General features: G+C 66.2%; 19 protein-coding genes. 12 read left to right on the top strand and 7 right to left on the bottom strand.

The window, feature by feature from the left end; translation table 11 throughout:
* Positions 1-180: 180 nt before the first annotated feature.
* A complete protein-coding gene (locus A0U87_RS25810; RefSeq protein ID WP_010339648.1) occupies positions 181-870 on the top strand; it encodes a hypothetical protein in 690 nt (229 codons plus the stop codon).
* A 27-nt stretch (positions 871-897) separates the two neighbouring features.
* Here the strand turns inward: A0U87_RS25810 and A0U87_RS25815 are convergent, their stop codons facing one another.
* A complete protein-coding gene (locus tag A0U87_RS25815; RefSeq protein ID WP_004208566.1) occupies positions 898-1,374 on the bottom strand; it encodes a ClpXP protease specificity-enhancing factor SspB in 477 nt (158 codons plus the stop codon).
* Positions 1,375-1,472: 98 nt separating this feature from the next.
* Between A0U87_RS25815 and hisB the strand changes: the two genes are divergently transcribed.
* From hisB to A0U87_RS25855, 8 genes are all read left to right on the top strand, one after another.
* Complete coding sequence (gene hisB / locus A0U87_RS25820; RefSeq protein WP_007710360.1) at positions 1,473-2,060, top strand: imidazoleglycerol-phosphate dehydratase HisB; 588 nt, start codon at positions 1,473-1,475, stop codon at positions 2,058-2,060.
* A 28-nt stretch (positions 2,061-2,088) separates the two neighbouring features.
* On the top strand, positions 2,089-2,376 hold the full coding sequence (locus tag A0U87_RS25825; protein ID WP_004208568.1) for a YciI family protein: 288 nt from the start codon (positions 2,089-2,091) through the stop codon (positions 2,374-2,376).
* Entirely contained in the window at positions 2,373-2,987 is a 615-nt protein-coding gene (gene hisH / locus A0U87_RS25830; protein ID WP_010339647.1) for an imidazole glycerol phosphate synthase subunit HisH, read from the top strand. Before A0U87_RS25825 ends, hisH begins: the two co-directional genes overlap by 4 nt.
* 88 nt (positions 2,988-3,075) lie before the next feature.
* Entirely contained in the window at positions 3,076-3,813 is a 738-nt protein-coding gene (gene hisA / locus A0U87_RS25835; RefSeq protein ID WP_004208570.1) for a 1-(5-phosphoribosyl)-5-[(5-phosphoribosylamino)methylideneamino]imidazole-4-carboxamide isomerase, read from the top strand.
* Between the two features lie 33 nt (positions 3,814-3,846).
* Positions 3,847-4,611 (top strand): imidazole glycerol phosphate synthase subunit HisF, encoded by a 765-nt coding sequence (gene hisF, locus A0U87_RS25840; protein WP_010339646.1) that lies wholly within the window; start codon positions 3,847-3,849, stop codon positions 4,609-4,611.
* 177 nt (positions 4,612-4,788) lie between these two features.
* Positions 4,789-5,037 carry a PEP-CTERM sorting domain-containing protein gene (locus A0U87_RS25845; RefSeq protein ID WP_004208572.1) on the top strand — a complete coding sequence of 83 codons (249 nt, stop codon included), beginning with the start codon at positions 4,789-4,791 and terminating at the stop codon, positions 5,035-5,037.
* 42 nt (positions 5,038-5,079) lie between these two features.
* On the top strand, positions 5,080-5,400 hold the full coding sequence (locus A0U87_RS25850) for a phosphoribosyl-ATP diphosphatase (protein WP_029548007.1): 321 nt from the start codon (positions 5,080-5,082) through the stop codon (positions 5,398-5,400).
* Positions 5,401-5,484: 84 nt separating this feature from the next.
* On the top strand, positions 5,485-6,063 hold the full coding sequence (locus tag A0U87_RS25855; protein WP_004208574.1) for a hypothetical protein: 579 nt from the start codon (positions 5,485-5,487) through the stop codon (positions 6,061-6,063).
* Here A0U87_RS25855 and A0U87_RS25860 read toward each other — a convergent pair.
* Positions 6,043-6,945: a histone deacetylase gene (locus A0U87_RS25860; RefSeq protein WP_048937442.1), complete on the bottom strand. Its 903-nt coding sequence runs from the start codon at positions 6,943-6,945 to the stop codon at positions 6,043-6,045. The two genes, A0U87_RS25855 and A0U87_RS25860, sit on opposite strands and share 21 nt — an antisense overlap.
* 57 nt (positions 6,946-7,002) lie before the next feature.
* On the opposite strand from A0U87_RS25860, the gene A0U87_RS25865 reads away from it, so the two are divergent.
* From A0U87_RS25865 to A0U87_RS25875, 3 genes are read left to right on the top strand one after another with little or no spacing between them, the layout of a single operon-like run.
* The gene (locus A0U87_RS25865; protein ID WP_017500103.1) at positions 7,003-8,463 is read left to right on the top strand and encodes a L,D-transpeptidase family protein; all 1,461 of its coding nucleotides are present in this window, start codon (positions 7,003-7,005) and stop codon (positions 8,461-8,463) included.
* A gap of 5 nt (positions 8,464-8,468) precedes the next feature.
* Positions 8,469-8,789 carry a hypothetical protein gene (locus tag A0U87_RS25870; RefSeq protein WP_010339642.1) on the top strand — a complete coding sequence of 107 codons (321 nt, stop codon included), beginning with the start codon at positions 8,469-8,471 and terminating at the stop codon, positions 8,787-8,789.
* Positions 8,790-8,841: 52 nt separating this feature from the next.
* The gene (locus A0U87_RS25875) at positions 8,842-9,525 is read left to right on the top strand and encodes a murein L,D-transpeptidase catalytic domain family protein (RefSeq protein ID WP_010339641.1); all 684 of its coding nucleotides are present in this window, start codon (positions 8,842-8,844) and stop codon (positions 9,523-9,525) included.
* Between the two features lie 45 nt (positions 9,526-9,570).
* Here A0U87_RS25875 and A0U87_RS25880 read toward each other — a convergent pair whose 3' ends face one another.
* The 5 genes from A0U87_RS25880 to A0U87_RS25900 form a co-directional block, all read right to left on the bottom strand.
* Positions 9,571-10,296 carry a hypothetical protein gene (locus A0U87_RS25880; RefSeq protein WP_048937444.1) on the bottom strand — a complete coding sequence of 242 codons (726 nt, stop codon included), beginning with the start codon at positions 10,294-10,296 and terminating at the stop codon, positions 9,571-9,573.
* Positions 10,297-10,394: 98 nt separating this feature from the next.
* The gene (locus A0U87_RS25885; protein WP_010339639.1) at positions 10,395-11,090 is read right to left on the bottom strand and encodes an ATP12 family protein; all 696 of its coding nucleotides are present in this window, start codon (positions 11,088-11,090) and stop codon (positions 10,395-10,397) included.
* Positions 11,087-11,341: a hypothetical protein gene (locus tag A0U87_RS25890; protein WP_004208582.1), complete on the bottom strand. Its 255-nt coding sequence runs from the start codon at positions 11,339-11,341 to the stop codon at positions 11,087-11,089. The genes A0U87_RS25885 and A0U87_RS25890 overlap by 4 nt, the downstream gene beginning before the upstream one ends.
* Positions 11,338-11,997 (bottom strand): HAD-IA family hydrolase, encoded by a 660-nt coding sequence (locus A0U87_RS25895; protein ID WP_010339638.1) that lies wholly within the window; start codon positions 11,995-11,997, stop codon positions 11,338-11,340. Before A0U87_RS25895 ends, A0U87_RS25890 begins: the two co-directional genes overlap by 4 nt.
* 10 nt (positions 11,998-12,007) lie before the next feature.
* Positions 12,008-13,292: RluA family pseudouridine synthase (locus A0U87_RS25900; RefSeq protein ID WP_240700638.1), on the bottom strand; the 1,285-nt coding region annotated here is incomplete at its 5' end.

Raw genomic sequence — 13,292 nt, forward strand, 5'->3', positions numbered from 1 at the left:
AGGGCCGGGGCGGGAAATTCCAAGGCGAAACTTGCGAATATCGCATATCCCTATGGCCCATCCGCACGGCGGGCCACAGGCCGTCATGCAGAGGCAGGATCTGCGCCTTTACCGGGGTTTACCGCAATTGATCGGCGCACGCGGCCCGATATCCTGCCCGGCATCCAGGAGGAAAACCGCATGTCCGATCGCCCCGTCCTTGCCCTCCTCCTCTGCCTTGCCGCCACGACGGCTCCGGTCCACGCAGCAGAAGAAGAAAAATCGTCCGACGACCCCACCAAGATCGCGACCAAGGTCGGCATCACCCGCGCCTCCGACGAATTTTCGCTGTCCGGATCGGTCGCGGTCGGCCCCAAGTTGAAATTCAATGCCCGCGTGTCGGAATCGGGCCTCTGGTCGGTCGGCGCATCCTATCTGCTCCCGGTCGCGATCCTGACCTTCTCGGCCGGCAAGAGTCATTTCGATTCGGGCGTGGAACAGACGCGCTATTCGCTCGGCGGCTTCGTGCCCCTGTCGCAAATCGGGCTGAAGACCGGCAAATTGCAGATATTCGTGCCCTTCGGCTATACCTATACCAATGGGCATGGCCCGGTCAGCGATATCGACCAGAGCGATGGCCTGCCGATCGCGCTCAGCAGCAACAGCGGCTATGTCGGGCTGTTCCTGTTGCGGCCGCTGGGACCGAAGCTGACCGCGATGGCGGGCGGCAATGTGACCAAGGGCACCCATGATTTTTCGGGCGTGGCGCTGGGTGGTGGCCTGTCCTACCATCTTACGCGTCGCGACACGGTCGGCGCCAATATCAGCTATGTCGACAATAGTTTCGGGACGAGCCAGAAGCTGCGCTTCTCCTATCGCCACGAATTTTGAGCCTGCGGCCGATGCCGGCCGCCGGGCTCACTTCTTCTTGCCGAAATCCACCGTGACGACGTTGGAGCCATCCTCGGTCGTGACCAGCGGCGCGTCATTTTCGGCCACGTCATGGGGTTCGGGCTCTTCGTCGGCCTGAACCTGGAACTGCAGCGCGAAATTGACGGCGGGATCGACGAAGGCGGTGATCGCGCTGAAGGGAATGACCAGATGCGCCGCGACCTGGTTGAAGGTCAGGCTGACCTCGAAATGGCGGTCGCTGACCTTGAGATCCCAGAACTTGTTCTGGAGGACGATGGTCATCTCGTCCGGGAAACGTTCCGATAGATGCTTGGGGATATCCACCCCGGCGGCATGCGTCTTGAACGTGATGTAGAAATGATGCGCGCCCGGCAGGCCGCCGGTCTGCTGCACTTCGCCCAGCACGCGGCCGACGACCGCGCGCAGGGCCTCCTGCACGATTTCGTCATAGGGAATCAGGCTGTCGGGCAGGTCTTCACTCATGGGGCATATGTCCTAACGACGCGAAAGCGGCGGTCAACCCCCGCCCGAGAGGTACATCATCAGATTGCATGGCGCGCGCGACGCGCTATAGGGCGCGCATGCGCACGGCCGAGATTCACCGCAACACTGCGGAAACGCAGATCGACGTGACCGTCAACCTCGACGGCACCGGTCTTTACACCGTCTCCACCGGGATCGGTTTCCTCGACCATATGATCGAGCAGCTGTCGCGTCACTCGCTGATCGACATGACCGTCAAGACCGTCGGCGACCTGCATGTCGACCAGCATCATACCACCGAGGATACGGCGATCGCAATCGGCGAGGCGCTGGCCAAGGCGCTGGGCGACAAGCGCGGCATCAGCCGGTACGGCAGCGTCTATTCGCCAATGGACGAAACGCTGAGCCGCGTCGCGCTCGACATTTCCGGTCGCCCCTGGCTGGTGTGCAAGCTGCCCTTCACCGTCACCAAGGTCGGCGAATGGGACACGGAGATGGTGGAGCATTTCTTCCACAGCCTGGCCCAGGCCGCCGGCATCACGCTGCACATCGAGCTGCTCTATGGCAGCAACAATCATCATATCGTCGAAAGCGCGTTCAAGGGCCTGGCCCGCGCGCTGCGCCAGGCGGTGGAGATCGACCCGCGCAAGGCCGACGCCATCCCCTCGACCAAGGGCATGCTCTAAGCATCATTTCCATAGAAAGGCCGACCCCATGTTCATCATTTCGCTGACCTATACGGCGCCGATCGATGTGCTGGACGGCCATCTGGCCGATCATCGGGCCTGGCTGGACCAGGGCATTGCCGATGGCTGGCTGCTGCTCGCCGGCCGGCGCGAACCGCGCACCGGCGGCATTTTGCTGGCGCGCGGCGAACGTGACGAGATCGCGGCGAAGGCCGCGACCGATCCCTTCGTCGTCAACGGCGCGGCATCGTTCGACCTGATCGAGTTCCTCCCGGCGCGTGCCGCCAGCGTCAATCTGGACACGCTGCTGCCATGATCATTGCCTTGATCGACTATGGCGCGGGCAATCTCCATTCGGTCCACAATGCCCTGCGCAAGGCGGGCGCCGATGATGTGACCATCACCGCCGATGCCGATGTCGTGGCGAAGGCCGACCGCATCGTCCTGCCCGGCGTCGGCGCCTTCCGCGCCTGCCGCGATGCCTTGGTCGCGATCCCCGGCATGGTCGACGCGATGAACGAGGCGGTGAACCAGCGCGGCATCCCCTTTCTGGGCGTCTGCGTCGGCATGCAGTTGCTCGCCGACGCCGGCGAGGAGTTCGGCCGGCATGAGGGGCTGGGCTGGATTCCCGGCACGGTGCGCCTGATCGAACCGACCGATGCCTCGATCAAGGTGCCGCATATGGGCTGGAACGATGTGGTGCTGAACGGCGAGCCGCCGCTGATCGAGGCCGGCGAGGCCTATTTTCTGCACAGCTATCATTTTGAGGCCGTAAATCCGGCCCATGTCGCCGCCGTCACCGACCATGGCGGGCCGCTGGTCGCCGCCGTCGCGCGCGACACCATCATCGGCTGCCAGTTCCACCCGGAAAAGAGCCAGCGCTACGGCCTGTCCTTCCTCGCGCGCTTTCTGGACTGGAAGCCGTGATACCGCCCCTACCCCCGTTCGGTTCGAGCCTGTCGAGAACCGTTGCGCGTGGGTTCTCGACAAGCTCGAACCGAACGGAAATCGGATAATGTCCCTGATCGTCTTCCCCGCCATCGACCTCAAAGGCGGCCAGGTCGTCCGCCTGGCCGAGGGCGACATGGACCGTGCCACCGTCTATGGCGACGATCCCGCCGCGCAGGCGCTGATCTTTGCCGCGGCCGGCGCCCAGCATATCCATGTCGTCGATCTGGATGGCAGCTTTGCCGGTCATGCGGTCAATGCCGAAGCGGTCGAACGCATCGTCGAGGCCTTTCCCGGCCATGTCCAGCTCGGCGGCGGCATCCGCAACCGGGAATCGGTCGAACGCTGGTTTGACCTGGGCGTATCGCGCATCGTGATCGGCACCGCTGCGCTGAAAGACCCCGCCTTCGTCAAGGCGGCCGCGCGCGACTTCCCCGGCGGCATCGTCGTCGCGGTCGATGCGCGCGACGGCTTCGTCGCCACCGACGGCTGGGCGGAAAAGAGCGACATGCCGGTGATCGACCTCGCCCGCCGGTTCGAGGATGCGGGCGTCGCCAGCCTGCTCTTCACCGATGTCGGCCGCGACGGCCTGCTCAAGGGCGTGAATATCGATGCGACCGTCGATCTCGCGCGCGCCACCGACATGCCGGTGATCGCCAGCGGCGGCGTGGCGGGGATCGCGGATATCCGCGTCCTCAGCCTCCATGCCGATGACGGGATCGAAGGCGTCATCACCGGCCGCGCCATCTATGACGGCCGCCTCGACCTCAAGACCGCGCTAGCGGTCGCGCAGGCGGCGGCCTGACCCCCTCCCCACCGGATCTGGGAGCCTGTTTCAATGACCGTCCGCACCCGCGTCATTCCCTGCCTCGACGTTGCCAATGGCCGCGTGGTGAAGGGCGTCAATTTCGTCGACCTCAAGGATGCCGGCGATCCGGTGGAGCAGGCCAAGCTCTACGACGCGGCCGGCGCCGACGAACTCTGCTTCCTCGACATCACCGCGACTCATGAGGCACGCGGCACCATATTGGACGTGGTGCGCCGCACCGCGGAAGTCTGCTTCATGCCCGTCACCGTCGGCGGCGGCGTGCGCAGCGCGGAGGACGCCCGCGCCCTGCTGCTGGCGGGCGCGGACAAGGTGGCGGTCAACAGCGCCGCCGTCGCCCGCCCCGAACTGGTGGCCGACATCGCCGATCGCTTCGGCGCGCAGTGCATCGTCGGCTCGGTCGATGCCCGCAAGGTGGGCGAGGGGCGCTGGGAAATCTTCACCCATGGCGGCCGCAAGCCGACCGGCATCGACGCGCTGGAACATGCACTGCGCCTGGCGGAGCTTGGCGCAGGCGAACTGCTCGTCACCTCGATGGATGGCGATGGCACCAAGCAGGGCTATGACCTGGCGCTGACCCGCATGATCGCCGATGCCGTGTCGATCCCGGTGATCGCCAGCGGCGGCGTCGGCACGCTCGACCATCTGGTCGCGGGCGTGGTCGAAGGCCATGCCAGCGCGGTGCTGGCCGCTTCGATATTTCACTTCGGTCAACATACTATTGCTGAAGCGCATCAGGCGCTGGCCCGCGCCGGCATCCCCGTTCGGGGCCATTAAAGCGCAGAAAAGCGCCAAAATGTCGGGTTAATTGACATTAACCATATGGGGCTTTTGGCGGCCATCGGTCGCCAACCGCAGAAAAACGTCACTTGGCAAAATTGGCACGGTTACTGCGTAGACAGGGCGCAGGGTCGTTTCGAAGCGATTTGTCCATTTTGAAACAGGGTGACTTTTATGCAGATCAGCAAACTTCTTCTCGTAGCGGGTTCGGCCAGCCTGATGGGCCTCGCCATCCCCGCCCCGGCCAACGCCACCTTCTGCTGGTTCAAGTGCGGCGGCTCCAGCGGCGGCGGCACCTCGTCGGGCGGCAGCAGCGGTGGCACGCCGACCCCGGTGCCTGAACCCGAACAGATGGCGCTGTTCGGCATGGGCGCCGCCGTTCTGGCCGGCCGCGTCTTCTTCGCGCGCCGCAAGCAGAAGTAAAATTCATTTGACGGGTCGCGCGCGGGACGCTTGATGCAGCCCATGCGCGCGACCCTTCAAACCCTCGAACAGACCATCGCCGAGCGACGGAAGGCCGATCCATCGGCATCCTATGTGGCGAAGCTGACCGCCCGCGGCCGGGGCAAGATCGCCCAGAAGGTCGGCGAGGAAGCGGTCGAGGCGGTGATCGCCGCCATGGCCGATAATCGGGCCGAATTGGTCGGCGAAAGCGCGGACCTCCTCTTCCACCTGCTGGTGCTGCTGGCCGATTGCGGCATTCCCTTCGACGATGTGCTCGACGAACTGGACCGGCGCGAAGGCCTGTCGGGCCTGGTCGAAAAGGCCGCCCGTCCAAAGGATTGATCCGCTCCACGGAAAGACATTGCCTTCCCGGCGTTTGTAGATCAGCCTCCACTGTCGGAGCGCGTTGGAACGGGGAGTGAGGCTATGATGCTGCGGACCATCCTGGGCGGACTGCTTGGCGGTTTCGCCATGTTCATCATCGGCTTCCTCTTCTGGGGCACGCCCCTGAGCGCGCTGGCGCTCAGTCGTGCCGATCCGCAGGCGAGCGCCAATCTCCAGGCCGCGATGGCGCAGGCGCTGGCCCGCAGCGGCACCGGCGTTTATGTCATCCCCGATCCCGCCACGGCGCAGGGCACGATCCTCTATGGCAAGGGGCCGGTGGCGATGCTTTTCTACAATAATGGCGGCTTCCCGGTGATGGACGGCTCCAGCCTGATCGGCGGGCTGCTGCTGGCGCTGGCGACCGGTGTGCTGATTGCGCTCGCGCTGCGCTTCGTCACCGGCGACTTCAACAGCCGGGCGCGGGTGTCGATCCTGTTCGCGCTCGCCACGGTGCTGTGGCTGCATATCGGCCAGGCCGTGTTCAACCATGCGCCCTGGGGCTACAGCCTCTATCTGGCGCTGAGCGATCTGGTCGCGCTGAGCGTGGCCGGGCTGATCGCCGCGAAGCTGATGGAAGGGCGCGCCGCGAAGCCCAGCGCGTCAGACAGCACGCTCCACTGACGCCATCCGCAGCATGCAGGCGGCATGGCGCCGCGCGACCGCCATCCGGTCCGCGCCATAGCCGCCACCCATGCAACTGGCGACCGGAATGGCGCGCGCCAGCGCCTGACCCATCACCAGTCCGTCGCGCGCGGCCAGCCCCTCGTCGCTGAGCGCCAGCCGGCCCAGCCGATCATCCACATGACCGTCCACTCCGGCCTGATAGAGGATCAGGTCCGGCACGAAATCATTCAGCACGCGCGGCAGCATCTCGCCCAGCGCCGCCAGATAGTCTGCGTCGCCGGTATCGTCGGCCAGGCCCAGATCCAGCGTCGAGCGCGCCTTGCGCACCGGGAAATTCTTCTTCGCATGGATCGACAGGGTGAAGACATCGCCCCGCCCCGCCATCAGCGACGCCGTACCATCGCCCTGATGCACGTCGAGGTCGAGGATCAGGATGCGGTTCACATCCCCCTCCGCGATCAGCCGGTTGGCCGCGATCGCCAGATCGTTGAACACGCAATAGCCCGCGCCGCTGTCGGCCAGGGCATGGTGGCTGCCCCCGGCGGCATTGGCGGCATAGCCATGGACCAGCGCCAGCTTCGCCGCCAGCCAGGTGCCGCCGGGCGACAGCAGCGCCCGGCGCATCACCCGCTCGGTTACCGGAAAGCCGATCCGCCGTTCCTTTTCGGGCGGCACAGCGAGCGCCAGCACCTCTTCGACATAGGCGGGATCATGCACCGCCGCGATCCAGGACGCGGGCATCGGATCGGGCGCATGAACGGTCATCGGCGCGCCGCTTTCGGCCAGCACGTCCATCACCAGGCCATATTTGTCGAAGCGCGCCTGCTGGCCGTCTGTGGCCGGGGAGACATAGGCGGGATGGTGAACGACGTGCAGCATGATCTTTTCCCGCTATCGCGATTTGATAGATGGCCGCTTTGCGCTATCTGGTCCAGCATGAACCGTCCCGATTTGATCCGTTTCCTCGCCCTGCCCCTGCTGGCCGCCGCCGCCATCCCGGCCGTCGCGCAGCCACCGGCGGTGACACCGACCCAGAGCGCGCCGCCGGCCGGCCAGGTCGTGCTGCCTCCGCCGATGGCGGTGATGCCCCCGCCCGTGCCGCTGCCTGCCCTGTCCCAGGCGCAGGATGACTGGGCGAATGAATGGCTCAAGAGCGGCATGGCCGAAGGGCTGATGGCGCGCAGCAAGCCGACCGCGCCGATGCACGGGCAGCAATTGCTGAACGCACTGCTGGATCGCGGCCGCGCGCTCAGCACCGGCCGGGTCGATACCGCCGATTTTCTGGAGGTCTGGGCGCTGCGCCCTGCCGCCTTCGATCCGCGCCCCTCGCTCGCCAAGGCGATTGCCGAGGATCGGCTGCCGCAATGGGCCGCCAGCCTGACCCCGCCCTATTCGGGCTATGACGGGCTGCGCAAGGGCCTCGCCACCTATGAGAAGATCCGCGACACCGGCGGCTGGCCCAGCCTGTCGGCCGGCGCCTCGGCCGATGTCGTGCGCGCCCGCCTGGCGCTGGAGGACAAGAGCGTCACCGGCACCGAGCCGCTGACCGCCGCGCTGCAACGCGCGCAGCGCCGCTATGGCCTCAACCCCACCGGCCTGCTCGACGCACGCACCCTGACCGCGCTCAACGTGTCGGTGGATGATCGCATCGCCGCGATCATGGCCAATATGGAACGCTGGCGCTGGATGCCGCGCGAATTGCCGGTAAACCGCGTCCAGGTGAACATCGCCGCCGCCGTGCTGACCGTGTTCCAGGGCGACGAACCCGTCACATCGATGCGCGCCGTCACCGGCAGCCCGACTAACCAGACGCCGATGCTGTCGTCGAACATCCATTCCATCGTGGTCAATCCGCCCTGGAACGTGCCGATGTCGATCGCCAGGAAGGAATTGTTCCCCAAGGGCCGCGCAACCCTGGCCAAGCAGGGCTACAAGATCGTGAAGACGCCCGAGGGCGGCGAGCGCATCGTCCAGCCCGCCGGTCCCAACAGCGCGCTCGGCCGGCTGAAGTTCGATTTCAACAATCCCTTCGCCGTCTATCTGCACGACACGCCTTCGCGCGGGAAATTCTCCAGCTATGACCGGCTTGCCAGCCATGGCTGCATCCGCCTGGAAAAGCCGGTATCGCTGGCCGAACTCATGGTGGCGAGCGATCCCAGCCTGTCGGGCCAGATCCAGAGCCTGATCGACACCAACAAGACCCAGCGCGTGTCGCTGCCCTCGCAGGTCGCGGTCTATCTGCTCTACTGGACCGCCTTTGCCAGCAGCAACGGCACCATGAACTTCCGCGCCGATCCCTATGACTGGGACAAGCTGCTGGCCCAGAAGATCGAGGCCTCCAGCCGCCGCGTCGACCCCACTGCGGTCAATTCGACCGCCCCCGCAGCCAAGGACTGATCCCCATGCGCCATTTTGCCCGCCCCCTGACCTTCGCCGCCCTGTCGGGCGCGCTGCTGCTTGCCGCCTGCGGCCAGAAGGAAGAGGAAGCCCCGGCGACCAATAATCTGGTCGAACCGCCGGTCGAGAATGTCATCGTGAACGAGCCGGAAGCGCTGCCGCCCGAGCCGGAAAATGTCGTCACCCCGACTCCGGCACCGCCGCCGTCCGTGTCGGAACAGCAGCAGATTCTGGATGATGCCGAAGCCAGCGGCATGACCTCACGCCTGCGCGAAAACGGCGAGGGGAGCCAGGGAGCGGACGAAGCGGGCAATAGCAGCCTGTGACGAAGGGCGCCCCCGTCTTGGAGCGGGGGCGTTGATTTGTTATAGACGGCACATGGATCGCCGCAAATTCACGAAGTTCGCTTTAAGCGGACTCGCCTTCTCGTTTTTGACCGATAGTGTTGGCAAGGCCGCACTACCGGTAGCGCCTGAACCCGCGAACCGCCCTCCGGTTCCCGCGACTCCATCGGCCGCACCGATTTTTTCGCGCAAGCCCTATGCGCTGCTGCTGGAAGAGGCGAAGGCCGCGCTCGACCAGCATGCGCGCGACTTCACCCTGCGCGACCGCATCGCCATCGCCGACTTCAACGCGCCGTCGAAGGAATTTCGGTTCCATATCGTCGACCTGATCGGTGGCCAGGCCAACAGCTATCTGGTGTCGCACGGCCGCGGGTCCGATCCGGGCCATTCGGGCTGGCTGCAGAGCTTTTCCAACGAGCCCAATTCGCTTGCCAGTTCGTCGGGCGCCTACAAGACGCTGACCGTCTATGATGGCCAGCATGGCCGGTCAATGCGGCTGGCGGGGCTCGATCCGCAGAACAACAATGCCGAAATGCGCGCCATCGTCATCCATGGCGCCGACTATGTCAGCGAGGACCATGTCGCTGCCTGGGGCAAGTGCGGCCGCAGCGAGGGCTGTTTCGCGCTCGCCCGCCACATGGTGCCGCAGGTATTGGGTATGCTGGGGCCGGGCCGCATGGTCTATGCCAACAAGATTACCGGCATGGTCGAAGCCTGACCGGCAAAGGCCCCGCCCGGATCACCGGGCGAGGCCTCTTCATGCTCAGCCGGCCTTGACGCCGCTCAGCGCCTGGGCGGCAGGCTTGTTCGACGCATCGACCGAACCGTCGGCCAGCATCGCCTTGCTCATCGTCGCCGCTTCGGTCTTGAGCGCGGCATCGTCGGTCGCCTGGCTGGCGCCGATCAGCGCCGACAGCAGGATATTCTTCGTCACCGGATCGGCCGCATTGGCCGCCGCCGACTTGCGGGCCAGGCCCAGCGCTTCCTGATAGAGCGGCGCGGAGCCGGCCTTGTCCTGCGCGCCCAGCTTCTGGTTGCCCAACTGGATCAGGATACCGGCCAGGATATTGCGGCTGGTGGCATCGGCGGGCTTGGCCTCCACCACCTTGCGCCAGTGCGGCAGGGATTCGCCATAAAGCGCGATCACCTTGTCCATCTTGCCGAGCGCGCCCTGGGCAGCGGCATCGGCATAAAGCGCGTTGGCGAGGAAATTGACATTGTCGATCTTGGTCGGGTCGACCTCCACCGCGGTGCGGATGGCGGGCATCGCCGCCTCATATCTGGTTGCGGCGGTGGCATTGTCGCCCGCCTGCAGCGCGGTCTGGCCGGCGGTGAAATCGGTCACCGCCTGGTTGAAGGCGTTGATCTGTTCGGGGGTCATCTGGCCGGCGGCGGGGGCAGCGCTGGCTGCCGGGGCATCCTGTGCCAGGGCCGGTGCGGCGAGGGTGGAAAGGGCAAGAAAGGCAGGAACCAAAAGGCGGGACTGCAAGGTCAGGGTCTCCCTGGTCGTTGATCCAATGTGGCGGATGCAGTCAGGGCATCCGCCAACACAAGAATGAACGAACGAGCGGTCCCGTTCCCAGCCCCCTAGGCTCGTGCCATCCCGCAAAAGGCTCGACCCACGGCAAACTCGCCCGCGCGGCGCGCCGAACGGGCCAGCGCTTCGGCATCCTCGCCCCATTGTTCGGCCTGCCAGCGCTCGTCGATCTCGGCCGCTTCCCATACGGAATCTGCGTCGAACGCCTCTTCCAGCACCGCCAGGCCGCAGACCAGCGAGCCGCTCAAGGTCACCAGCCGCGACAGGCCGGCCAGGGTGAAGGGATCCAGTCCGTCCACCGCCGCCGCCAGCCGTTCCAGCGTCGCGTCGGGCTGGGCGACATGGATGATGCCCTGGGTGGTGACGAAGGCAACGTCGTACCGGGCACTCGCCCAGTCGAGCAGCGGATCCCAGGCGGCGGCCTGACGCGCGACGAACGCCTCCGGCCCCTCGGCCCGGTAGCAGAGCATGTCGGTGCCGCCATATTCGGCAATGTCGGCCGCGAATTTCGCGCGGTTGCCGGCGATATGGTCGATCGCGGCATTGGCAAGGCCGGTGAACGCCATCGTCGCCGGATCGACCGTCTCGCCCTGGTCGCGCCATTCCTGCGCCACCGCCTCCGCCAGCACTGCATTGGGCAGCGCCAGTTCAGCGCGGGCCGGCGTGCGCACCGGGCGGCCATCCAGCCGGATCGCGAAACCGCCCTCGACCGGCTCGACCGTCACATCCTTGTAGAAACGCTTCACGGGCGGCTCCGCTTGAACAGGGCCAGCATCAGGCGCGGCACGATGATGAACTGGAACAGGCCGGCGACGACCATGATCAGGCCGAACGCCTTGGCCTTGTCGCCCTGTACCCAGGAAAAGCGCTGCATGATCGCCAGGAAACCGAACATGACGAGGAAGGCACCCGACAGGCGGAACAGGCCAAGCGCGAAATGGCGCTGGCGCGCGATCTTTTCCGGGTCGACCGGCGGGATGGGAGGCATGTCGTTCATGGCGCGTCGATATGGCGGCGCAATTCGTCGCTGTCCATCGCCACCGCATGGGCGCCGGCCTGCACCAGTTCGGCCGGCGCATGATAGCCCCAGCCGACGCCGATCGCGCGGGTACCGGCGGCCAGCCCCATGTCGATGTCGAAATGGGTATCGCCGATCATCACCGTGGTTTCGGCCACCGCGCCCGCCTCCGCCATCGCCTGCAGCAGCATCGAAGGGTGCGGCTTGGACGGGTGGCGATCGGCGGTCTGCAGGGTCACGAAATGATGCGCCAGATCATGATGGGCAAGACACAGGTTGAGGCCGCGATCGGACTTGCCGGTGGCGACGCCCAGCAGCCAGCCATCGCCGTCCAGCGCCCGCACCAGGTCGGCCATGCCGGGATAGAGCGGTTCGGACACGGCATTGGCGCTGCGCAGGGCGTGGAAGGCCGCCTTGTAACGATCGGTCAGCAACTGGTGATAGTCCGGCTCCGCATCGGGCAGCAGCCGGGCCATCGCATGGGGCAGCGACAGGCCGACGATCGACAGGATCGCCAGCCGGTCGGGCGGTGTCAGCTTCTCGCCCTCGAAGGCATGGGCCATCGCGGTGCAGATGCTGTGCTGGCTATCGACCAGCGTGCCGTCGCAATCGAAGACGGCAAGGCGGTTGCTCATGCCCCGCCCCTTATTTCTCGCCGCGACCGCGCCGTTCGCCGCGCCGGCCCTTGCGGATCTGCTTGGCATGGGCGCGGGCCGCTTTCTTCTCGTCCTCGCGGGTCGGCGTCCGGTCGATCTCGTCATCCAGCGGCATATCGCCCAGCGACAGGTCGAAGCCGAGCGCGACCAGGCTGTTGAGGAAATGTTCGGGCAGTTCCGCCTTCATGTCGATGCGGCCGCCATCGGGATGGTCGACGCGGATGCGGCGGGCATGGAGGTGCATCTTGCGGCTGATCGATCCGGACAGGAAACTGTCCTTGCCGCCATATTTGCCGTCGCCAACCAGCGGGTGGCCGATCGCCGCCATATGGACGCGCAACTGGTGGGTGCGGCCGGTATAGGGCTGCAACTCGACCCAGGCGGCGCGATTGCCGGCGCGCTCGATCACGCGATAGCGGGTGCGGGCGGGCAGGCCCTCTTCCTCGTCCACATGCATCTTCTCGCCGCCGGTGCCCGGCTGCTTGGTGATCGGCAGTTCGATCATGCCATCGTCGATGCTGGGCACGCCGATGACGATCGCCCAATAGACTTTCCGCGCGGTGCGGCTGGAAAAGGCCTTGGCGAAATGCGCGGCCGAGCGGCTGGAGCGGGCGAGCAGTAGTGCGCCCGACGTGTCCTTGTCGAGGCGATGGACCAGCTTGGGCCGGGATTCCGCGTCGAAGATCAGCCCGTCGAGCAGCCGGTCGACATGCTCGTCGGTCTTGGTCCCGCCCTGGGTGGCGAGGCCGGGCGGCTTGTTGATGACGATCGCCTGCTTGTCGCGGTGGATCACCATGTCCTGGACATAGGCGATCTCGTCCTCGGTCAGGTCGATGACGCGGACGCGCTTGGGCTTGTCGGCCGCCGCCACCTTGGGCTCGGCCGGCGGCACGCGGATCATCTGGCCTTCGGCGATGCGGTCGCCGGGCGCGGCGCGGGCGCCATCGACACGCAACTGGCCGGTACGCGACCAGCGCGACACGATGTTGAAGCCGACATCGGGCAGATGCCGCTGGAACCAGCGGTCGAGGCGGATGCCATCGTCATCGGCCTGCACCCGATATTGCCGCACGTCCAGGCTGACGCCCTTGGCCGGATTGGACTTGGCCGCGACCGCCGGGGTCGGTGTCGCCGCCTTGGCGACGGGGGCCTTGGTGCGAGGCTTGCCCACTGACTTGGTGCCGGGCTTGCCGCCTGACTTGAACGGCCGGTCGCCATCCTGCTTGCGCGCGCTCGCCGCCTTGGCGCCGCCGCGGGCGCGACCGGGCGCGCCG

Source organism: Sphingobium sp. MP9-4 (assembly GCF_005281675.1).
Taxonomy (GTDB): Bacteria; Pseudomonadota; Alphaproteobacteria; order Sphingomonadales; family Sphingomonadaceae; genus Sphingobium; species Sphingobium yanoikuyae.

What these genes read in the sequence shown, in the direction of transcription:
- A0U87_RS25810 (WP_010339648.1), top strand. Translation starts at nt 181, where the DNA reads ATGTCCGATCGCCCCGTCCTTGCCCTCCTCCTCTGCCTTGCCGCCACG.
- A0U87_RS25815 (WP_004208566.1), bottom strand. Translation starts at nt 1,374, where the DNA reads ATGAGTGAAGACCTGCCCGACAGCCTGATTCCCTATGACGAAATCGTG.
- hisB (WP_007710360.1), top strand. Translation starts at nt 1,473, where the DNA reads ATGCGCACGGCCGAGATTCACCGCAACACTGCGGAAACGCAGATCGAC.
- A0U87_RS25825 (WP_004208568.1), top strand. Translation starts at nt 2,089, where the DNA reads ATGTTCATCATTTCGCTGACCTATACGGCGCCGATCGATGTGCTGGAC.
- hisH (WP_010339647.1), top strand. Translation starts at nt 2,373, where the DNA reads ATGATCATTGCCTTGATCGACTATGGCGCGGGCAATCTCCATTCGGTC.
- hisA (WP_004208570.1), top strand. Translation starts at nt 3,076, where the DNA reads ATGTCCCTGATCGTCTTCCCCGCCATCGACCTCAAAGGCGGCCAGGTC.
- hisF (WP_010339646.1), top strand. Translation starts at nt 3,847, where the DNA reads ATGACCGTCCGCACCCGCGTCATTCCCTGCCTCGACGTTGCCAATGGC.
- A0U87_RS25845 (WP_004208572.1), top strand. Translation starts at nt 4,789, where the DNA reads ATGCAGATCAGCAAACTTCTTCTCGTAGCGGGTTCGGCCAGCCTGATG.
- A0U87_RS25850 (WP_029548007.1), top strand. Translation starts at nt 5,080, where the DNA reads ATGCGCGCGACCCTTCAAACCCTCGAACAGACCATCGCCGAGCGACGG.
- A0U87_RS25855 (WP_004208574.1), top strand. Translation starts at nt 5,485, where the DNA reads ATGATGCTGCGGACCATCCTGGGCGGACTGCTTGGCGGTTTCGCCATG.
- A0U87_RS25860 (WP_048937442.1), bottom strand. Translation starts at nt 6,945, where the DNA reads ATGCTGCACGTCGTTCACCATCCCGCCTATGTCTCCCCGGCCACAGAC.
- A0U87_RS25865 (WP_017500103.1), top strand. Translation starts at nt 7,003, where the DNA reads ATGAACCGTCCCGATTTGATCCGTTTCCTCGCCCTGCCCCTGCTGGCC.
- A0U87_RS25870 (WP_010339642.1), top strand. Translation starts at nt 8,469, where the DNA reads ATGCGCCATTTTGCCCGCCCCCTGACCTTCGCCGCCCTGTCGGGCGCG.
- A0U87_RS25875 (WP_010339641.1), top strand. Translation starts at nt 8,842, where the DNA reads ATGGATCGCCGCAAATTCACGAAGTTCGCTTTAAGCGGACTCGCCTTC.
- A0U87_RS25890 (WP_004208582.1), bottom strand. Translation starts at nt 11,341, where the DNA reads ATGAACGACATGCCTCCCATCCCGCCGGTCGACCCGGAAAAGATCGCG.
- A0U87_RS25895 (WP_010339638.1), bottom strand. Translation starts at nt 11,997, where the DNA reads ATGAGCAACCGCCTTGCCGTCTTCGATTGCGACGGCACGCTGGTCGAT.